Source organism: Sphingobacterium corticis, from assembly GCF_042684745.1.
Taxonomy (GTDB): domain Bacteria; phylum Bacteroidota; class Bacteroidia; order Sphingobacteriales; family Sphingobacteriaceae; genus Sphingobacterium; species Sphingobacterium corticis.
The window spans coordinates 444197-466177 of the sequence record NZ_JBHUMA010000004.1; the positions used below are offsets into that span (position 1 = coordinate 444197).

A 21981-nucleotide genomic window follows, 5' to 3' on the forward strand; every position below is an offset into this window, starting at 1 on the left:
TCGCTATGGAGCTTCTTGATAGAACGGTTGCATTTGTTCGGGGAACCTTGTCTGATGCAGAATCCGGCCACGATTGGTGGCATATCCAACGCGTTTGGAACAATACGAAATTGATTTTGGAGAACGAATCTGCTGATCGTTTAGTTTGCGAATTGGCGGCGCTATTGCATGATATTGCCGACAGCAAGTTTCACGACGGTGATGAAACCATCGGACCCCGTGTTGCAGGTGAGTTTTTGAGTAAAGAAAATGTTTCTCCAGAAATCATTGAGCACGTGCAGCAAATCATTCTTAACATGTCGTTTAAAGCTTCTTTGGGAGAAATCACGTTCGATTCGCCTGAATTACAGATTGTCCGCGATGCAGATCGCTTGGACGCCATCGGAGCGATCGGTATTGCGCGCGCATTCAATTATGGCGGTTATAAAAATCGAGAAATCTATAACCCAACGATCCTTGCAGAGGAAAACATGAGCAAGGAAGCGTATAAGCATACAACTGCTCCTACGATTAACCATTTTTACGAAAAACTATTGTTGCTTAAAGACAAAATGCACACGCAAACAGCGAAGCGAATTGCGAAGCAACGGCACCAATACATGGAAGGATTTCTGCAACAATTCTATGCAGAATGGGATGGAAAAGCCTAATCTACGTGTAGATTTAATATCCTTTTAATATGGGATAGCTATATTAGCACCATGAGAAAACAACTATTCATTCTGTTCGCTATGACGGTTTTGGGTCTATCTGCTACAGCGCAGACAAAAGTAATCGCGCACCGTGGTGCATGGAAAAAAGATAAATTACCTCAAAATTCTTTAGCGTCTTTACTGCAAGCTGCGGAATTGAAGGTGTGGGGGTCGGAATTTGATGTACACCTTACCAAAGATGATGTATTGGTTGTAAACCACGATGCGGACTTCTACGGAACAGACATCGCAACGTCTACGCTCGAAGAGCTTGCCACAAAACTTCACCCGAATGGAGAGTATATTCCTACTTTAGAAGAATTCCTCAACATCGGACTGCAATTAGACGGTTTAAAACTCATTTTAGAACTTAAACAAAGTGGTGCAGGCAAAGAGCGCACGCTGGCCGCTGTACCGATGATATTGAATTTGATCAAGAAATTGAATGCAGAGTCATCCGTAGAGATTATCTCATTCGATTATGATGCTTGTCTGAAAGTACGCGAGCTGAATGCGACGATTCCGGTGCATTACTTGAACGGCGACAAATCTCCGGAGGAAATCAAATCCGCAAAATTATCTGGCGTGGATTATCATTATAGCTTATTTCAAAAAAATCCAACTTGGATCGCTGCTTTCAAAGCGTTAGGATTGAAAACGAATGCTTGGACGGCGAACAAAAAAGAAGATATTCAGTTCTTGGTTGACCAAAAAATCGACTTCATCACAACAGATGAACCAGAATTGGCATTGGAGTTGGTGAAGTAAATAGCCATTTAGTTTCTGTTGTTCACTAAAACAACAGAAGTAATTAAACTTCTAAATTAAAGCTCAATAGCTACTGACCGGAACGACTTTTTTAAGCTTGCCCTCAAGCCAGGCAGGCTTTTACCTTTTTCCCGTAAAAAAGTAAACAAAACCACGAAGTGCTCAGCGAAGCTAAACTCGCCGCTTACCGTATTGGCACAACGTTCGTGCATCCCTGTGCTATTGCCAATCCGCTCAGGCGGCATTGTTCGAGAATAGAAGCTTGGTACTGATTTATAAAGTTGTTGAGTCATGAAGTAATTAGATTGCTTCACCGCTCGTTCCTCGGGTTCGCAATGACGTCAAATTTTCGTCATTGCGCGGAGGTACGACAACCGCCGAAGGCAGCTTCGAAGAAAACCAATCTCCCAACTACATTGACGCGCCTCATCTGGACGAAAGCAAATCCGCTAAAAACAAAAGTCTGTTTGAGCGTAGCGAGTTTACTTTTGTTTAGGATTTCTTTTGAACGGATAGCAGCAAGGGATGCAGACCTGATTTAGCTACGCTGAACACTTTGTGGTTTGCCAAACTTTTATCAAGAAAAGTTTGAAATAAGATTCCTCCTCTATCAACAAAAGTTCGAATAAACTGTAATTTTGAGGACAAACTTGAAGTAAACAAATACGCATGCAAATAAACGATATCACAAAGTTCGAAGTGACCGAACGTTTTACACGTTATGTACAGGTCGATACGCAATCTGACCCCTATTCATCGAGCTTTCCATCTACGGAAAAACAAAAGGACTTGAGCCGAATCTTGGTACAGGAATTATTGGATTTAGGCATCGAAGATGCGCATTTAGATGAGCATGGTTATGTGTACGCAACAATTCCGAGTAATACAGAAAAAGACGTTCCGGTGATTTGCTTTTGTTCTCACGTGGACACATCGCCGGACAGTTCCGGAACAAACGTGAAGCCACTGATTCATGCAAATTATCAAGGTCAGGATTTGGTATTGCCGGATGATGAAAGTGTGATCATTCGCTATGCGGATCATCCCGATTTGGCTAATCAGATTGGAAACGACATCGTTACCGCTAGCGGAAAAACTTTGCTGGGCGCAGATGACAAAGCCGGTGTCGCGGAAATTATGGATGCTGCGCGTTTGCTGATGCAAAATCCGGAAATCAAACACGGTACCATCAAAATTCTTTTCACACCGGATGAAGAAATCGGCCGCGGCGTAAATCACGTCGACATACAAAAACTAGGCGCACAATTCGGCTATACGATGGATGGTGAGCGCGCCGGAACGATCGAAGATGAAACATTTAGCGCAAATGCATTAACCGTACATATTGAAGGTGTTTCTGTGCATCCCGGTTTTGCCAAAGGCAAAATGCAAAGCGCCGTGAAGATTGCAACAAATATTATTTCAGCATTACCAAAAGATCGCTTATCACCGGAAACAACGCGTGCAAAAGAAGGCTTTGTACATCCGAACCGCATTTCCGGAACGGTAGAGGAAGCGACCATTGAATTCATTATCCGCGATCACAATACGGCATTATTAGAAAGTCATCAGCAGGAAGTAGAAAACACGGTAAAATCGGTTATTGCAAATTACCCAAAAGCGACTTACCGCTTCGAGATTCAAGAGCAATACCGCAACATGAAGGAAGTGCTAGATCAGCATCCTGAAATTATGGAGATCGGTATTGAAGCAATTCGTCGCGCAGGCATGGAACCAGAGCGCCGCAGTATTCGCGGTGGTACGGATGGCTCACGGTTGTCATTTATGGGATTACCGTGTCCGAATGTTTTTGCAGGCGGACATGCGTTTCATGGTAAACAAGAATGGGTTTCGCGCCAAGATATGGAACAGGCGGTAAAAACTATTTTACACATTGTTGCACTTTGGGAAGAGCGTGCTTAATAAAAACAATAACATACATAAAAACAACATATTATGAGTAAAACTAATGCGGTGTTGCAAACGATTCAACACAGGAGATCGTTGATGCAGCCTAGCTTTTTAGATAAAGAAGTAAGTAGAGGAGATATCGAATTATTGCTAGAAGCAGCGAACGCTGCTCCTACACACAAACGCACCCAACCTTGGCGTTTTGTTGTATTTAAAGGTGCTGGTTTGGAGCGTTTGGGTACGGAGTTAGGCCGCATCTATAAAGAGGTTACGTCAGCGGAAAAATACAGCGAGCAAACGGAGCAAAATATGGCTAAAAAAGCGACTACATCGCAAGTAGCTATTGCTATCGTTGTAAACTACACAGGCGAATTGCCGGAATGGGAAGAATTGGCAGCGACAGCATGTGCGGTACAAAACTTATGGTTAGCCGCGCATTCCATCGGAATCGGTGGATATTGGGCATCTCCAGGATTAATCAACCACATGGCGAACTTCTTAAAATTGGAAGACAATCAAAAATGTATCGGACTATTCTATCTGGGCTACGCAGATACCAACCACGACCGGGAACCGGCTCGTTCTCCAATTGCAGAAAAAGTACGTTGGGAAGAGTAATATTGATTACGCAGCTGGGTTTTTAAGTCGCTAAAAGATTAAAATGGAAAACGCCGGAAGGCGTTTTTTACCTATCTGTGTTTTCATAAGAATTCTTTCTAATAGATTTACGGAAACCCATAATCAACTTATTGTTAATTTTATAAATATAGTTCGTATTTTGGTAGTGAAAAGTTGATCAAAATGATTAACAATAGCCAATATGACATTATGCCCGTAATATACTTTGACAATTTCCGCGGTTTTACAGATACTTTTTTACCTCTAAAAAATACAAATTTTTTCGTTGGAGAAAATAGTACAGGGAAGACTTCCGTATTGAAATTAATTAAAATAGTCTCCGATCCAAGATTTTGGCTAATGCAAGATTTCAATTCCGAAGAAGCTGAACTTGGATACTTTAGCGAGATATTGAGTTCAAATGCGCAAAAGAAAAAATATTTTGAAATAGGACTTTTGGGAGATAGCAAAGATAAGGAAGCAAATATCAGTGCTATTAAAATGAAATTTTTCGAAAAAGAGGGACAACCCGAGCTTCGAGAAATATGCCTAATTGATAAGACGATAAATTTTCAGGCAGTTATCGATGACTACGGTTTTAAATATAGGCATTCGTTCATTGATTTGGATAATATTACGGAAAGTAATAAATTAAAATACTTTCGCAGATGGGTAAAATCTAATGGACTACAAAACAAGGTCTATACTAAAGTCAACATAGAGGGATCGTTCTTCAGGCAAGCATTTTTATTACAAATTGACACAATCATTTCAAGAGAAATCAGAAGAGATGATAAAAAAAATGAAATAAAAGGCTTCAAAATTCCATCATTTTTAAGAGATATAGCTTGGTTAGCACCTATTAGGACAGAGCCTAAACGTACTTATGATAACTATAAAATTAATTTCAACCCGGACGGCACCCACGCTCCATACATGTTAAAAAAGCTTTTAACATCTAAAAGAAGTTCAAAAAAACCAAATGAAGTCGAAGGAATACTTAAAAAATTCGGACAAGATAGCGGGTTGTTCGAAGAGATTAAGATTACAAATTTAGGTAAAAGCGACACATCTCCATTTGAAATACACATTGTTATAAATGGAAATTCGTTGAAAATAACAAATGTGGGATATGGCGTCTCTCAAATTTTGCCGCTAATCGTGGAGGTGATAGCACGACCGAAAAAGTCTTGGTTTGCCATTCAGCAACCAGAAATACATCTTCACCCCAAAGGCCAAGCGGCCTTTGGGGATTTTATGCTCAAATCATTCTTGAGAGAAGAAAAGAACTTCATTGTAGAAACCCATTCAGATTATACTATAGATAGGTATCGGCTAAAAATGAACAAAAATTTTAAAGAGAAAAATGAAAATCCTGAAAGCCAAATCGTCTTTTTCAATAGGAGTCTAGAAGGCAACAAATTGACATGTATAGAAATAAAAGATGATGGAACATTATCTGAAGATCAACCCAAAGAATTTAGAGAGTTTTTCATAAAGGAACAGTTTGACCTACTTAAAGTGTAATTATGTGTTTAATTGTAGATGCAAACTGCCTAAGTGCAGTTTTCGACATTGATGCTGCGAATCATTCTGATTTTGCCCCTGTATTTGAGTGGATTTTCAATGGAAAAGGTAAAGTGGTTTATGGAGGAACAAGGTACTTGGGAGAATTGAATAAGTATCTCAAAATATACTCAGAGCTGAGAAAAGCGGGTAAAGCCATCTACGTTGATTGCGACATTGTCGATGCCGAAGAAACTACTATTTCAAAGAAATTAAAACATGGTGATTTTGATGATCAGCATTTAGTCGCGTTATTAAAACTTTCTGGATGTAAAATAATTTGCTCCCTAGATCGACGAGCTTATCCATTTTTTAAAAATAAACTTTTTTTTCCTCGATCATCGGAAAAGCCAAAAATCTATAGCTCACATATAAATTCTGATCTCCTAGTTGAAAAAAATATAGCTGACATATGTAAACCCTGCTTTGACACGACGAAGGCTCAGAAAAAAAAACTAGGGATAATATAATTAGAAGTTTCGTCAAAAAACATTAAACTGTCAACCTCCTTATCAAGACTAATTAAAAAATATTCTGTATAATGCGCCGTCAAATATTACGGACGTTTTACATGTATAAAATTTCACTTCCTCAATAAGCATGCAGTTAAATCATTTGGAACAAAAAGCTCCACAGGAATGGACATTGCAAGCGTTATTTACAGTAGCTTTTTTAGGGTTGGCGGCTGGCGTATTGATGGCAGATATGGGATTGCAATCCATTTCGTTGTCTGCCATTCAGAAAACATTTAGTATAAATGATGCAAAATTGGGTGCCTTGCAAGGACTTGCGGGCGTGCTGGTCGGCGCAGCATTAGCTGTTCCTTTGGCTCGTCTTTCCGACATCTTTTCGAGGAAAGCATTATTATTATGCTTAATTGTTGTTTCGGCCGGAATGATGGTTTTGAGTGCTCTCGCGCCGAGTTTCGAATTGTTTTTTATCGGACGGTCGGCGTCCAGCATCGCTGAATTCGCGATGATTCCTTTGGTATATTCCATGATTCCGGATCTTTCGCCAGAACGGCATCGCGTTTTGGCGAACCTAAGCTTTGCGGCAATTATGGCATCCGGAGCCAGCGCCGGATTCTATTTTGCGGCCGATATAGTAGGCGCAGGTTCTACGTTGTTCGATTTTGTAGACATTGAATCTTGGCGAAAAGGTTTTTTATTTCTTTCTCTGGTCTGCGTACCTGTATTTCTTTTAGGATTTCTCACCCAAAATCCTCCCCGCAGAGTCATCGAAACAGAAGAAGATACCGCAGAAACATCCTTCCTACTGTTTATTAGCTCGCGTTGGAAAACCATTGTATTGTTTATTTGCATGGCAGGTTTCCTGATGGTAGCTGTGCAGGCATTAAATCAGCTAACGACTTTAGCGCTTGAGCGTCGCTTTAATGCCGACCCAAAAGATATTGGTCCGGCTCTGGGAACAATTTTATTAATCACCAGCCTGAGCTGTTTGCCGTTTGCAGGATTGCTCGATCGCGTTATTGGAAAGTTTGTAGGAAACGCAGTACGACCGATGATTATGGCAATAGCCGCGATGATCGCTTTGCCTACTCTTTTCCTACTAACCACATCCACAGAAAGTATAGATCGCGCATTTATTTTGCTAGCGGTATTTGGATTCGTGACGAGCACCGCCAATGCGCTCGTTCCTACCATGTTGCAAGATTTGGCTCCAGCACCATTACGCGCACGCATTTTCGCCATTTGGAGCTTTATCGTGTCGCTATTTATCGCCACCGGACCGATGATCGCGGGCGCGCTATCCGATTCCATATTCGATGGAAGATTATTGACCGCAATATCCGTAACGTCCATTCCGGCTTTAGTTATTTCTGCTTTTTCCGCCGGCTTTTTATTTATCTTACTAAGGAAGAAATCTTAAAAAAGAAGCTAATAATCACTATATTACCTTATCAAAAGAATTGATTTAGTAGGAGAAACGAATCTATCGCTTTTCGAAACCAAACTCGACTAATATAAACGTTATGAACAACAAATCCTTAGTGCGATTAAGCAACATCATCGGCATTATTTCCATCATACTTTTAGTTTATTGGGTATTTATATTTATTGCTACCACGGTTTTTGGGCTAAAAGTATTTCGTGAAAACATTACCGAAACATTCTATGTAAGCGTGCTTGGCATTCTAGCATTGATGTTCGGATCGTTGATTCTTAATGTGATGTGCAACCTGACCAGAATTGCGGAAAAGCACAATCAAGATGATCTCCAGATTTCGAAGAGAAAAGGTGCAAAACTGGGATTGATATTTGCACTCAGCTTCCCCATCATTTTGGCCTTTCTATTTGCAGGCAATTACCTAACGTCCGTTAAAAAGGAAAAAATGCTCATTTCTTCCGCAAAATCCATTATCGAAGATAATCAAGATAAGTCCAACAAACTTTTGAACTATCGTTTCGAAAGAGATTGGATCAACGAAACCAGCGAAATTATCGACATTTTAGCGAAAACGGATAAACACTTTCCGCATGTTTCGGTGATTACGGTAGATAGCATTGATCAATCTAAAGCTTTTCTAGGATTTGGCAGCTATTATCAATCTGAGCATGATACCATTCCGCCCAAGAAAAGGAATTTCATCGTAAAAACTTCTAAGGAGGAAAGAGATTACTTGAACAAAGTATTTTCGGAAGGCTTAAAAGATGTGAAGTTCAGCGCGGAAAAAGGACAGTACGAATTGTTCTATCCGTACATAAAAGACGGCAAAAAGATTGTGCTTTATTTCTCCGACTACCAGCGCTATGGCAAATTTGGCAGCTAACAAAAAGGTACCGCTCATTAATTTCGATTTCACAAGACAATAATCTCTGCTTACTGATAAGCATTTGATTTCTCAATATGCCTCAAGAGCGTATTATTCCGATAAAATGGAAATGGGGATCAATGAAATATGATTTTCTAATTCGCTTCACCGATGTGTAGTCGAAAGGCACCTTTAGTACCTTTCCATCCAGATTCTTTCATCACGCTCAATCGTAGAATATCCACCACAGCTTTGGAATCACTTCCTGAAATGCGGATGTTTTTGGCTTTCCCATTCGCTACATCAAAACGAATATCGAAAGAATATGTTCCTGAGAACGGTTTCAATTCAGCATCGAAACGTTTAGAAAGATTATCCCATCCATCAGCAGGTTCCGCATTTCCATTTTCATCTGGCACCAATTGCACGCGCAAACTCAGCATCATTGTTTCGGATTGATTAGGCGCATTTGTCAGCCGATGTTGTAAATAGCGAAACACGAGTAAGGAACAAACCACGACAAACATCACTGCTGCAACTAATCCGACGGCCAATCGTTGCCAGCTATAAAATCGCTTATTCTTATCTAAACTCCGTTGCGCAACGCGCGCATTCAATTGTTTCTGCAACAAACTTAATGGTGCTGTATCCACGCCCTTTTGTAAGCGATAACCATCAATGGCATCCTGCAAGAACGGATCTTCCAGCGCTTCTTGTTCCAACGCATGCATATCCTCACGACTCATCAGTCCGAGCACATAATTATGAATTCTGGATAGTTGATAATTATTTTCCATCACGTTTCTCCATACAAAGTTTGAGGTTTCGCTTCCCATTCTGAATATAGCTTTTTACTTTACTCAGTGGGTATCCGGTTTCCTCGACAATATCTTTATAACACTTACGCTCTAAATAAAACAACCGAACACATTGCTGTTGCTCATCCGCCAATCCGGCCAAACAAACTTCGAGTTTTTCGAAATCTTGTTCCTCCCAACTCAGCGGATCGCTATCCGCCAATTTTGCTTCTGCATCGGAAAGGTTATCCTCCATTGACACCGTGTTTTGCTTTTTATCGCGCCGCAACTCCATCAGGCAATAATTTCGCGCATAAACGTACAGCCAACTTTTGAAATTATCGACCTCGTGATGGCGCAACTTGTCAATCAGTTCTTCGAAAATTTGCATCACCGCATCCTCACTCCGATCCCGATCTTGCAAATATTTGTAGCAAACACCATATAGCAACGACATGTACGGCGTGTACAGCGCACCTAGCGATTCTAGATTCCCTGTCGTTTTGTACCGTATAAGCAATGCGCGTTCGTCCATTTCAGCGTTTTAGAGCATATAATAATAAGATGCTGGAAGATACGATTTTCCATAAGGGAATAGACAATAAAAAAGTCCGTTGCACGCTATGGTGCAAACGGACGTCGATTAATGCTTGGTAGTTAGTAGTTTTTGTTGCGTTATCGCCAAGCGTATCGAAGGGTTATTCCGAAAGTCCGCGGATCGCCCAAAACGCCAGCATAATGCCCGGCATTTCCGGCTCCCGGCAATAGTTGTTCAAAATAGTTCGTATCAAAGACATTTCTCGCCCAAACCGTAACAGAAACACCGTCCTGCGACCGGAAACCAATTCTTGGATTTACCAACGTGTAGGCTGGAACATTCAGATAAGCCGAAGGTGATGGGTTGGAAGAAAACTCGGACCGATAAAAACCGTCTAAGGCCAAAAAGTATTCTCCGCGCTGCCCTAAAAATTGAGAAGGTTTCGTTTTCACTTCACCGCCGAAAGATGCTGCCCATTCGGAAATACCCGGCAAACGACCGCCGGAAACATCGACGAAATTTGCTCCGCCCGTTCCTTCCAACGGTGGCGGAGCGTTTGTAAAGGAAATATATTTGCCATCGGTATACGCTAATGAACCATAAAGCGACAACCAATTTTGCACGCGCACATTACCGTCCAATTCTATACCGCGAACACGCACCTGCTCGGCATTCGCTAAATAACCGCGGTTTACCGACAAATCCGCTGCTTGCACCTGCGTTTGATAATCACGTACATCCGTGTTATAAACAGTCAGATTCAACAAGGAATTATCGCTAGGTTGTGTTTTGATTCCCACCTCATAATGCGCCACACGCTCCGGTTTGATAACGGCAAGTTCCAGCATAGGTTGCCCATTTTGATTTGGCAAACCACCGAGGTTCAACCCCACCGGTTTAAATCCCGTTGAGAACGTCGCAAATGTGTTGATGCGTTCACTTGCTTTGTATGCTAAGGTCAACTGACCCGATAAATTAGTATCGTCGATATCTGCTTCGAAAGCTTGATTGCTGTACAATCCGCGTTGCAAAGCGATCAACTCTGGATTGTCGGTTTGCAATCCTCCGTAAACTTCCCGACGGAAATTGACAGATTTGTCGTCATAGTTCAAGCGCAATCCCGGAAGCAAACGTAAGTTCGGCAAAATAGCCCAATCGAATTGTGTAAAGAGCGCTCCGCTGAACGATCGCATGCTCGGATAAGAACGAATGCCCAAACCGTCGAACAAGCCCGGAGTTTGCCAAAGCGCGCTTTCGGAACTTTGCGAAAATCGCCATTGATGTGTTCCTGCTTGCTCGGTATGCGCAGGATCCGCATTCAGCGATTGACCGAAAACGTAAACGCCAAATACAGCGCTTAGATTGGAAGAGAAATCGCCTGCCCAGCGCACTTCTTGCGACCATTGGTCGTGGCGCGATGGCGCTTGAGATAGTGCTAATGCCTGTAATCCAGTGAAATCTCTATCGTTGGAAGGATCCCAGTTCCAAAAACGCCAAGCTGTCGTGGAAGTTAACGTTCCACCGCCAAGCTGTACATCCACATTGGCTGATAATCCGCCTAAATCCTGTCCAGAACGCCAAGGCGTATCGTGGTCGATAATGCGATCAAATGGATTTCTGGAAGGGACATCGTAATTCAAATCCGCAATAATTTGCTCAAACTGGCGGTATCCAGCACGCAAAGTCGGTGCAACACCTGCAAAAACTTGCGCATAGCCGTCGGGACGCTGCCGCGTTACATCACCCGCAATAAGCACATCCACTTTCTCTGACGGTTTGTACAGCAATTGTCCACGCAATCCCAAATTGTTTAATTCGTTCGTATGTTTTTGCGTCGCTACATTATAAAGTACGCCATCACGTTGCGTTCCGCTGAACGACAAACGCGCAGCTAGCTTATCCGTAATAGGCCCACTGATCGATCCTTTTGCCTGCACAAATCCATAATTTCCATAAGAAACTTCGGCATCGGCCGTGCTGTGAAAAGTTGGCTTACGCGTAGTAATATTGAAAGCCCCAGCAACGGTATTCTTTCCGAATAAAGTTCCTTGCGGACCACGCAACACCTCAATCTGTTCCACATCGATAAAATCCAATGTGGTTACCGCGTTACGCGCATAATACACACCATCCACATAAAATCCAACACCAGGATCAATACCATCGTTCGTCAAACCAAAAGTCGTCCCCAATCCGCGGATACTAATTCCCGTGTTTCTCGGGTTGGATGAATACAATTGCACTGAAGGAACAATTTCTTTAATGCGATTGACATTGAAAGCGCCCGCTTCTTCGACAAACTTTCCAGTAACCACAGAAACCGGAATCGGCACATCCTGCAATTGTTCTTGTCGCCTTCTCGATGTAACTACTACTTCCTGCACTTGATTCTCCGCTCCCAGTTTGATCACGATGTTTTGCAAATCGCTTTCCTGAACCACCCGCTTTTCATTGGCTTTGTAACCAACGGAAGTAGCTCGAATGGAAAAGGGAAGTTTCGCCGAAGCCGAAATTTCAAATTCGCCATTTTCGTCGGCAGCGAAACGTTGATTGGTTTCCCGAATATGCAGGGTGGCGTGAGGAATAGTTTGATTTTGTTGATCTACCACTTTACCACGGATAGATTGTTGCGCGTGTGTTGCAAATATAATCGAGCAGTAAATGCTTATGGTAGTCAATATTCTATACATAGATTTGAAAAAATGTAATGCTTTTGGAATGTTCTTCTCGATGTTGGAAATTAAACCAACTGCACAAATATAGAACAATATTTATAATGACTATAGATTTAGTAGTCTTTATTTTTATAAAATGTGATCGTTTTGTTGAGAACATAAAAAATGGATGTCGAAAATATCATTCGACATCCATTACTAAATAAAACCTATCTTATAGCTTATCTTACGGTACTTCCGGGTTGAATGCTGGAGCTTGGTTGCACGAAATCCAACCGTCCATCGGAATCTTCCGCCATTAAAATCATTCCTTGCGACATAATTCCTTTGATTTCTCTCGGCTCTAAATTGACCAAAATAGAAACCTGTCGACCGACAATCTCCTCGGGTTTAAAGAATTCTGCAATTCCGGAAACAACGGTACGCTGATCAATTCCTGTATCGATTGTTAGCTTTAACAATTTTTTCGTTTTAGCTACTTTTTCGGCTGCTTGAATTGTTCCAACACGGATATCCAATTTCACGAAATCATCGAAACTGATGTTAGCTTTCGCAGGAGCAGCAACGAATGCCTTTTGTGCATTGTTTGCTTTCGCTTCCTCCAATTTCTGCAATTGTTGCGCAACTTGCTCATTCGTTATTTTTTCAAATAGAAGTGCTGCGGCGTTCAACTGATGACCGTTCGCCAATAATGCTGCTTGCCCTGCATTTTCCCACGAAAGTGCAGAAACATTCAACATATCGAATAATTTATGCGCAGTTTTTGGAAGAAATGGCTGTGCCATAATGGCTAGATTGGTCACAATTTGCGAAGCTACATAAAGCACCGTTTTTACGCGTTCTTCATCCGTTTTTACCACTTTCCATGGCTCTTCGTCTGCCAAGTATTTATTTCCTAAGCGGGCAGCGTTCATAAATTGCGCCATCGCTTCTCGGAAACGATATTGCGCGATAGATTGCTGAATTAGTTGCGGATATTTTGCCAACTCGTTCAATGTAGCATTATCCGACTCCGTCAGCTCGCTACCTAACAGAACTTTGCCTTCAAAATACTTGTGCGAAAGCACCAAAACGCGGTTCACGAAGTTTCCAAGAATCGCAACCAACTCATTGTTCACGCGCGCTTGAAAATCCTTCCACGTAAATTCACTGTCGGATGTTTCCGGCAAGATGGACGTCAATACATAACGTAATTCATCTTGCTTTTCCGGGAATTCTTGCAAATATTCGTGCAACCAAACGGCATGGTTTCTCGATGTAGATAGCTTTTCGCCTTCTAAATTCAAGAACTCGTTTGCAGGCACATTTTCCGGCAAAATATAATCCCCATGCGCATGCAAAATCGCTGGGAAAATGATACAGTGGAATACGATGTTATCTTTTCCGATGAAGTGAATCAACGTAGATTCTTCTTCCTTATTCGATTGCGTTTTCCAATAATCTTCCCAGTTTTTACCGTTGTCGATCGCCCATTGTTTCGTTGCAGAAATATAACCAATCGGCGCATCTAACCAAACATATAGCTTCTTACCTTCTGCTTCCTCCAAGGGCACGTCTACTCCCCAATCCAAATCACGCGTCATGGAACGAGGTTGTAAACCAGATTTTAGCCAAGATTGACATTGCCCAAAAACATTGGATTTAAGCTCATTCTTTTTACCCTCAATCAACCATTGCTCCAACCAAGCTTGATATTTATCCAATGGCAGATACCAATGTTTGGTTTCTTTTAAAACCGGAGGTTTTCCACTTAACGTGGATTTCGGATTGATTAAATCCGTCGGGCTTAAAGACGTTCCGCATTTTTCACATTGATCCCCATAAGCGCCATCATTCTGACAATGTGGACAAGTTCCGGTGATATAGCGATCTGCTAAAAACTGATGAAATTCTTCGTCGTAATACTGCGCGGAGAATTTTTCGATAAACTCACCTTTATTATACAAATTCAAGAAAAACTCTTGGGAAAGTTGATGATGAATCGGCTCCGATGTACGGTGATAGATATCGAATGAAATACCGAATTCTTCGAAACTATCTTTGATTTGTGTATTGTACTTATCGATAATTTCTTTCGGTGTTACGCCTTCTTTTTTCGCCTTGATGGTGATAGCGGCGCCATGTTCGTCTGATCCACAAACATACACAACGTCTTTTCCCTGCAAACGAAGAAAACGCACAAAAATATCGGCAGGAATATATGCGCCAGCCAAATGGCCAATATGTAAAGGTCCGTTTGCATAAGGCAACGCGGAGGTAATGGTATAGCGATTTTTACTTAGAATATCCAATGTATATCGAAAATAAGTGTTAATATTAAGCCGTATTTGCGATACAGCTGTGTGATGGCAAATATAATTCAAATTCGCTGATTAAGTAAACGCTTGACGCAGTATATTTAATGGACAATCCGTTTGGAATGAAAAGACCCCCGTATTTAAAAAAAGGTGATTTAGTAGCGATCGTTTGTACAGCTAGCGCGATTCGCGATGGAATTTCGGAAGGCGTCCGCATCTTAGAAAGTTGGGGATTGCGCGTTCACGTAAGCGAATCGGTGTCGTCGACGTGGAATACATTTGCCGGAACGGACGAAAGAAGGCGGGCCGATCTGCAAGATGCGCTGAATGATGTGGAAGTAAAAGCGGTGTTTGCAGCGCGGGGCGGATACGGAACTGTTCGCATTATTGATGGCATCGACTGGGAAATCTTTTCGATAAATCCTAAATGGTTAATTGGCTTCAGCGACATAACCGTTCTGCATAGTCATGTTCAGCGACAAACGCAGATTGCGACCGTTCATGGACAAATGCCAAAAACGTTTGAGGAAGGCACGTCGGCTTCGATTGAATCTTTACGAAAAGCATTGTTTGGCGAAGAATTAATCATTCAGTACACATCGACTTCATCATACAATCGATTGGGAACTGCCAAATCGGAGATTGTTGGTGGAAATCTAGCAATCCTGCAAAGTATTTTAGGCTCGGATTCGGATCCAATATATGATGGCAAAATTCTATTCATCGAAGATGTTGGCGAAGCGCTATACAATATCGATAGAATGATGTGGACATTACTACGCGCGGGCAAATTGAATAACCTTCGTGGCCTAATCGTCGGCGGATTTACCTCCATGAAAGAAAGCGATCCAGCATTTGGTCAATCCATATATGAGATCATCACCGAAAAAGTAAAGACATTTTCTTATCCCGTTGCCTTTGATTTTCCGGCCGGACATATTGCCGATAATCATGCCATTATCTTCGGCGTTCCGGCAAAATTGGAAGTATCGGAAAATCAGGTAACATTAACATATAGCAACACATGAGAACTACAAAAACGAAAGACATAGGTTTATTAATTATTCGCGTGGCGCTTGGCGCGACGATGCTGATTTTCCATGGTATACCAAAAATTAATGGTGGTTGGGAAAAGATCGAACAGATAGGTCAATCCGTGAAGCACATTGGAATTAATTTTCTTCCCATGTTTTGGGGCGTATTGGCAACTGGCGTCGAAGTGATCGGTGCGTTGCTTTTTATCATCGGACTTTGGACGCGTCCGGTGAGTGCTTTACTGGCGGCTACCATGTTGATCGCGACCGCTTTTCACTTGGGTGAAGGCCATGGCTGGGCGAAATCATCACATACCATTGAATTGCTATTTGTATTCATAGCATTCGCGTTGATGGGTGCTGGAAAATACAGTGTGGATAAGAAATAACTCTTATCCCACGAACCAGTTTAGCACTAAAACACCGAATAACCCAATAACGGAAACGAGCGTTTCCATGACCGACCAGGATCGAAAAGTATCTTTCATGTTTAATCCGAAGTAGGATTTAAACATCCAAAATCCCGGATCATTGACGTGCGAAAACATCAAGCTTCCGGCTCCAGTAGCTAACACCATGAGCTCCGGACTGGTATTTGTGGCATGCATCACAGGAAGTACAATTCCGGCAGCGGTTAATCCTGCAACGGTTGCCGAGCCGATGGCTAAACGAATCACTGCCGCAATCGACCAAGCCAAAACGAGTGGCGACAGCGGAAAGTCGGCTGTAATTTCCGCAATGTATACGGCCACTCCGCTATCCACCAATACTTGTTTAAAAACACCGGAAGCACCGATGATAAATAATATCATGGTGATTCCTTTTACCGCTTCCTCAATACCATCCGCTTGCTGTTTCAAACTTCTGCCTTGCCGAATTCCCATCGTGTACATCGCGACCAAAGCGGCAATCATCAACGCCATAACCGGATCACCAATAAAACGTAGTACTTCCAGTAAACTAGCATCTTCCGACAGAAACAGATGCGCAAATGATCCCAATGCAATTAGAAATACAGGAAACAATCCGGTAAACAAACTGATACCAAATCCTGGCATCGGTCGACCTTCCGTATGCGTTGGAACAGTGAATAGTTCTGCTGGCGGATTTGTGGCAATTCCTTTTAAGGTTCTCCCGAAAAATGGTCCACTGATAATAATGGCAGGAATTGCCACGATAATACCATAAACCATCGTCAGCCCGATATCTGCTTGAAATGTAATGGCAATCGCCGTGGCGCCAGGATGTGGAGGTAAATAGCCGTGCGTAACCGACAGCGCAGCTAATAGCGGTATCGCGACGTAAAACATCGGTACGCGATTTGCCGCGCATACCATAAACACAAATGGCACCAGAACAATAAAACCAACATTGTAAAACAACGGAATGCCGACCAAGAAACCGGTCAGCACCATCGCCCATGGCAAATTCCGTACGCCAAAAACATCCGTCAAAACGCGCGTTATCCGTTCAGCGGCTCCAACATCTGCCATGAGCTTTCCCAAGATTGACCCGAAAGCCAGCAAAAGAGCGAGTTGTCCCATCGTGCTGCTTACGCCTCCCTCCACCGATTTGACAATCGCCAAACTATCCATTCCCATCGCAAATCCTACCGCGATAGAAGTGACTAGAAGGGAAATAATCGTGTTTAATTTAACGACAGTGACTAAGACCAATAACAGAAGTACTCCGCAGAAAACAATGAGTAATGGCATAATTGATTTTTTGGTTAAAATTCTTCCTTCAACTTATCGTACAATCGTTCGAATTGCTGAAAGTTTTTGATGTAGATTTCGTGGTATTCTTTATTTGGAACAAAAGACTGATCGCGTATATTTTCCGAAGATGATGGCATGTCGACCTGACCTCCCTCAGCATCCACTTGAAGTCCAAGCGCCTCCATACCGATCAATGCCGCTCCCCATGCCGAGCTTTCGATCGTATCTTTTACGAAAACAGGTTTATTAAAAACGTCGGATAGCATTTGTACCCAAATGGGTGAACGAGCCAATCCACCACTTGCGTAAACTGTATGTATGGGCCCGGTCGTTTCCTCAAGCGCTAGCGCAACGCTATAAATCGCAAACAACATACCTTCCATCATAGCGCGAGCGAAATGCGATTTGTTATGCTGAATTTGAATACCGAAATAGACGCCTTTTGCATTCGCATTCCAATGTGGCGCACGTTCGCCGGTTAAGTAAGGAAGAAAAATAAGCCCTTCTGAACCCGGCGCCACAGATTGAATTACTTCGTTTAAAAGATCCGATGTATTGATCTCATCCGGAAAGTGAGACAACTCCTGCATAAATGTATCGCGAAACCAATTGCGCAACACACCGCCATTGTTTACCGCTCCACCCACCACATATTCATTCGGTCGTAGCACATAACTAAAAACGCGTTGCTTTTTGTCTTCACTTGGCCTCGCGCTCATTACGCGAACCGCTCCGCTTGTTCCGACCGTCACCGAAGCAACGCCGGGCTGTACTGCACCAACACCTAAATTGGCTAAACAGCCATCACTCCCACCGATCACAAACTTAGTTCCAACAGGAATACGCATTCGGCCAGCTAAATCTTCTCGCGTTAAAGTCGACGTGTGATGTACATCGACTGGCAAAGACAATTTATTTGCGCTAATTCCAGCGAGCTGTAAAGCCACCTCCGACCATTTCAGTTGATGAATATCGAACAATCCGGTAGCTGAAGCGATCGAATGATCGACGACATAATGCCCAAATAGTTTGAAAAACAGGTATTCCTTGATACCAATGAATTTATGGGCTTTGTTAAATACCGTAGCGTTTTGGGTTCCCATCCACATCAACTTACATAGCAAAGACATCGGATGAATAGGTGTTCCAGTTTGCATGTATAAGGCTTCGCCTTGCTCACTCGCTTTCAAATCGGAAGCAATCTGTTCGCTTCGTCTATCTGCCCAAATAATGCAATTGGTAAGCGGCTGTCCGATTTCGTCCACTGCAATCAATGCATGCATAGCGCTGCTCACCGAAATACAAAGCGGTTGCATCTCGTGGTCTGAGGTTTGAAGTTGTGTCATAACTTCCGAAACGGATGTCACACAAGCTTGGTAAATAGTTTCAGAATCTTGCTCGTAATAACCTTCTTGTGGGGTTAAAATAGGATATGGCACAGCATGTTGAGCCATCACATTACCTTGATGATCAAACGCAACGGCTTTCGTAGATGATGTACCAATATCTAATCCAATAATCATATGTAAACATTCGCTGATGGCGACAAGTAGACATCATAACGTCGTTGTCTCGCCGGTGGAATAGCAAGATAATGATTTTATAGCAGAAAATAGTGAAAGGGGGACAACTGCTAGATAAGATGTCAGGCTAAGCCTGTCGAAGCCCTATCAACTTTATGACTTGATTGCCATAATTGGAAGATTGCTTTGTCGTACCTCCGCGCAATGACGCGGCGCCATGATTTGCAATAGCTTAAAATTTTCGTCCTTGCGAACCCGAGGAACGAGTGGTGAAGCAATCTCGCGCTTGATATGCCTTATGCTATTAACATTATCATCTAAGTCGCATCAACCTACCATTTACGAACAATGCCGCCTGAGCGGATTGGCAATAGCACAAGGATGCACGAACGTTGTGCCAATACGGTAAGCGGCGAGTTTAACTTCGTTGAGCCCTTCGGGGTTTTGTTTACTCAAAAAAGTAAAAGCCTGCCCGGCTCGAGGGCAAGCCATACTTCATTTAATACTTCGCTGGCGTTCCTGCTTCCTGCGTACTTGCTTTGATAAAAGCGCGAATATCGGCGTTGCCTTGTTCTAAATCAGGTTTGCGTAAATACATCATGTGTCCACTGCGATAACCTTTGAAAGACATTCGATCTTGCAAACGACCGGAAGGATCCATCTGCCACATGGTGTATTTGGCATTGAAATAATCACAAGCACCATCGTAATAACCGGATTGCACCATCAGATGAAGAAATGGATTTTGTGCCATCGCTTGACGCAGGTTTTCACCTGTCCGATCATTGCTACGATCCCATGGGTGCACCGATCCAAACATGTTGTATTTTACATCCGTTGTGTAATTCAAATCGTTGCGCATATAATGATTGATGGCTGGCGTAAATGCGTGTAACCAAGCGGTAAGCTCTGCATTGAAATCCGGTCGATCTCCTCCATCCTTTCGGTCAATCCCACGGTAGCGCGAATCCAAACGACCGACCGTGTAACCGCTATCGCGAAGCAATTCTTTCCAAAATAAATTCGTAGAAACATCCAGATTATTCTGTAGGATTACCTTCTCGGGCAATCCGGAATAACGCGCCATCTTGGTAGCCATTGTTTGACGTTGATCCGCGGAAAGCATACCGCCTTTTGCCAATGTTGGCAATAATTGATCAACCGCAAAAGCTTCCACTTCCGGTAAAATCTGATCTAAGTCTTTACTCTGCAAATCCACGGGAAGCTTATTATGATACCAAGCTGTCGCGGCAAAATAAGGCAATCGCAAAGCCATATCCACCGGACCACCGCGCTCAATACCTAATGTGGTTGGCGAAACCAAAATCACACCGTTCAAATACATCCAATGCGCACTTTGCAGTTCTAGCGCCAAACCGGAAACGCGCGTGGTACCGTAGCTTTCACCAATCAAATATTTGGGAGAATTCCAACGATTGCGGCGCGTTACGAAGGTGTTAATCCACGAAGCCAAGTATTTCACATCCGCATTGACGCCGAAAAAAGTAGCATTATTCGCTTCCTTATCCAAGATACGTGAATACCCAGTGTTTACGGGATTGATAAAAACAATATCTGCTACATCCAATATGGAATACGGATTTTTTCCAATACCATAAGGTTGTACCGGATAACCTTCGTCGTCGATGTTCAATAAAGCTGGACCAGTATACGCGATTTCCATCCAAACCGATGCCGAACCCGGACCACCGTTAAAGGATATAACCAAAGGTCGATTCTCTCGGTTCTGCAATCCATCGCGCTCGTAATAGGTGTAATCCAATGTAGCAATAGCTTTACCAGCATCATTCCACACCGGTTGCGTGCCTTTGTGCGCCGTGTACTTAATGGATTGCCCGAGAATAGTAGTGCTGTGTTTCGTGCTAATGATGGAATCTGCTGGTACGCTGGTTTGCGCAAACGTAGATTGAGCAACGAAAGAAAATAAGATAAAGGAGAATAAATAACGTTTCATAAGTAATAGCTATTTGGACACTAATTAGCAGTTCCCAAATTACTAAAAACCTATGAACACAATACTATGTCGTTATTATATTACAAAAACTTTTGCATGCCAGCTGTCGCGGAAAGGCAATTCCCACTTTTCCGGGAACTCTTCACCAGATACAATGGCATTATTGAAAACCACCGTTTCCTGATTTACCATACCAGATTTCACTAAATCCGCGAATGCATTTCGCGAAACAAGGTGCAAATCTCCGGCTTCGTCACGATAAGCGACATTCAGACGATCAAATAGATCAATTTGAAGTTCTTGCTCCAACGCTTTTAATGTGCGAACAGATTTGTCAATCGAACAACCACTCGCGTTGGCTACAGATTCATCCACTTCTAAAACAATAAATAAGTGGTGATAAATTGTTGCAGTTCCAGCTAACTGATCGCCATGGGCTGTCCAACTTCTTACAAAATCCTGCAATACAGCCAACGCTTTTGCTTCTTCCGCTTCCGTAAAAAACCGACTTGCCTGATAAATCCAAACCTTCTTCATCGCAACCTTCGTTTTAGTGTGTGTAATAAGGAGATATCATCAAATATACGATTACTCCAGTTACTGCAACGTATAACCACATTGGGTATGTAATGCGAGCTAAGCGTTTGTGACGTTCGTATGCTCCGGCAATACCGCGAACAAATGTGAAAAGCACAAATGGAATAATTATAATGGATAACAGAATATGGCTGATCAGGATGAAAAAATAAACATAACGTAAAGCGCCTTCCCCACCGTATGGTGTCGAAACCGACGTCATGTGATAGGCGACATACATCAATAGAAACAAAGATGAGCAAAGCATACACACTTTTATCAAGTTTTCATGCAGTTTGATCTTTCCTTTCTTGATGGCAGATACTGCCCAAACTAGTAATACTGCGGTCAACCCATTGATGCTAGCATAAATGGGAGGAAGGAAACTCAACGGTTTCACATCGTACCCCAACTTTTGCAAGTTCACTCCGAACAAAACAGCTACCGCGATTGGAATCACGATGGATAAGGTCCAAATAATGCCCTTATATTTCTTCTCTTCTGCAGTCATTGCCATAAC

19 protein-coding genes are annotated in these 21981 nt (G+C 42.5%); 10 read left to right on the plus strand and 9 right to left on the minus strand.

Features of this window, described 5'->3' with window-relative positions:
* Window positions 1-5 precede the first annotated feature (5 nt).
* The 8 genes from ACFSQ3_RS03250 (at window position 6) to ACFSQ3_RS03285 (ending at window position 8346) form a co-directional block, all read left to right on the plus strand.
* Complete coding sequence (locus ACFSQ3_RS03250; protein ID WP_380867423.1) at window positions 6-650, plus strand: HD domain-containing protein; 645 nt, start codon at window positions 6-8, stop codon at window positions 648-650.
* Window positions 651-701: 51 nt separating this feature from the next.
* A complete protein-coding gene (locus ACFSQ3_RS03255; protein ID WP_380867424.1) occupies window positions 702-1460 on the plus strand; it encodes a glycerophosphodiester phosphodiesterase in 759 nt (252 codons plus the stop codon).
* A 669-nt stretch (window positions 1461-2129) separates the two neighbouring features.
* Window positions 2130-3383: a peptidase T gene (gene pepT / locus ACFSQ3_RS03260; RefSeq protein ID WP_380867426.1), complete on the plus strand. Its 1254-nt coding sequence runs from the start codon at window positions 2130-2132 to the stop codon at window positions 3381-3383.
* A gap of 33 nt (window positions 3384-3416) precedes the next feature.
* Entirely contained in the window at window positions 3417-3989 is a 573-nt protein-coding gene (locus ACFSQ3_RS03265) for a nitroreductase family protein (protein ID WP_380867428.1), read from the plus strand.
* A gap of 183 nt (window positions 3990-4172) precedes the next feature.
* The gene (locus ACFSQ3_RS03270) at window positions 4173-5516 is read left to right on the plus strand and encodes an AAA family ATPase (RefSeq protein ID WP_380867429.1); all 1344 of its coding nucleotides are present in this window, start codon (window positions 4173-4175) and stop codon (window positions 5514-5516) included.
* A 2-nt stretch (window positions 5517-5518) separates the two neighbouring features.
* A complete protein-coding gene (locus ACFSQ3_RS03275) occupies window positions 5519-6025 on the plus strand; it encodes a hypothetical protein (protein WP_380867430.1) in 507 nt (168 codons plus the stop codon).
* A 130-nt stretch (window positions 6026-6155) separates the two neighbouring features.
* On the plus strand, window positions 6156-7445 hold the full coding sequence (locus ACFSQ3_RS03280; RefSeq protein WP_380867431.1) for an MFS transporter: 1290 nt from the start codon (window positions 6156-6158) through the stop codon (window positions 7443-7445).
* A 103-nt stretch (window positions 7446-7548) separates the two neighbouring features.
* Window positions 7549-8346: a hypothetical protein gene (locus tag ACFSQ3_RS03285; protein WP_380867432.1), complete on the plus strand. Its 798-nt coding sequence runs from the start codon at window positions 7549-7551 to the stop codon at window positions 8344-8346.
* Between the two features lie 137 nt (window positions 8347-8483).
* On the opposite strand, the gene ACFSQ3_RS03290 is transcribed toward ACFSQ3_RS03285, so the two are convergent.
* From ACFSQ3_RS03290 to metG, 4 genes are all read right to left on the minus strand, one after another.
* Window positions 8484-9125 carry a hypothetical protein gene (locus ACFSQ3_RS03290; protein ID WP_380867434.1) on the minus strand — a complete coding sequence of 214 codons (642 nt, stop codon included), beginning with the start codon at window positions 9123-9125 and terminating at the stop codon, window positions 8484-8486.
* The gene (locus ACFSQ3_RS03295; RefSeq protein WP_380867436.1) at window positions 9115-9660 is read right to left on the minus strand and encodes an RNA polymerase sigma factor; all 546 of its coding nucleotides are present in this window, start codon (window positions 9658-9660) and stop codon (window positions 9115-9117) included. The genes ACFSQ3_RS03290 and ACFSQ3_RS03295 overlap by 11 nt, the downstream gene beginning before the upstream one ends.
* A 140-nt stretch (window positions 9661-9800) precedes the next feature.
* Complete coding sequence (locus tag ACFSQ3_RS03300; RefSeq protein WP_380867438.1) at window positions 9801-12353, minus strand: TonB-dependent receptor; 2553 nt, start codon at window positions 12351-12353, stop codon at window positions 9801-9803.
* A 206-nt stretch (window positions 12354-12559) separates the two neighbouring features.
* Window positions 12560-14629 (minus strand): methionine--tRNA ligase, encoded by a 2070-nt coding sequence (gene metG / locus ACFSQ3_RS03305; RefSeq protein ID WP_380867440.1) that lies wholly within the window; start codon window positions 14627-14629, stop codon window positions 12560-12562.
* Between the two features lie 128 nt (window positions 14630-14757).
* On the opposite strand from metG, the gene ACFSQ3_RS03310 reads away from it, so the two are divergent.
* Together ACFSQ3_RS03310 and ACFSQ3_RS03315 are read left to right on the plus strand one after the other, a co-directional pair.
* Window positions 14758-15663: a S66 peptidase family protein gene (locus tag ACFSQ3_RS03310; RefSeq protein WP_380867442.1), complete on the plus strand. Its 906-nt coding sequence runs from the start codon at window positions 14758-14760 to the stop codon at window positions 15661-15663.
* Window positions 15660-16058, plus strand: a complete 399-nt coding sequence (locus ACFSQ3_RS03315; protein WP_380867444.1) for a DoxX family protein — start codon at window positions 15660-15662, stop codon at window positions 16056-16058. The genes ACFSQ3_RS03310 and ACFSQ3_RS03315 overlap by 4 nt, the downstream gene beginning before the upstream one ends.
* Before the next feature lie 3 nt (window positions 16059-16061).
* Here the strand turns inward: ACFSQ3_RS03315 and ACFSQ3_RS03320 are convergent, their stop codons facing one another.
* From ACFSQ3_RS03320 to ACFSQ3_RS03340, 5 genes are all read right to left on the minus strand, one after another.
* Window positions 16062-17384, minus strand: coding sequence for a gluconate:H+ symporter (locus tag ACFSQ3_RS03320; protein WP_380867446.1), 1323 nt, complete (start codon window positions 17382-17384; stop codon window positions 16062-16064).
* A gap of 14 nt (window positions 17385-17398) precedes the next feature.
* On the minus strand, window positions 17399-18910 hold the full coding sequence (locus tag ACFSQ3_RS03325; protein WP_380867447.1) for a gluconokinase: 1512 nt from the start codon (window positions 18908-18910) through the stop codon (window positions 17399-17401).
* 499 nt (window positions 18911-19409) lie between these two features.
* The gene (locus tag ACFSQ3_RS03330; RefSeq protein WP_380867449.1) at window positions 19410-20885 is read right to left on the minus strand and encodes a S10 family peptidase; all 1476 of its coding nucleotides are present in this window, start codon (window positions 20883-20885) and stop codon (window positions 19410-19412) included.
* Window positions 20886-20960: 75 nt separating this feature from the next.
* On the minus strand, window positions 20961-21422 hold the full coding sequence (locus tag ACFSQ3_RS03335) for an ABC transporter ATPase (RefSeq protein WP_380867451.1): 462 nt from the start codon (window positions 21420-21422) through the stop codon (window positions 20961-20963).
* Between the two features lie 13 nt (window positions 21423-21435).
* Window positions 21436-21978, minus strand: a complete 543-nt coding sequence (locus ACFSQ3_RS03340; protein WP_380867453.1) for a DUF420 domain-containing protein — start codon at window positions 21976-21978, stop codon at window positions 21436-21438.
* Window positions 21979-21981: the final 3 nt, after the last annotated feature.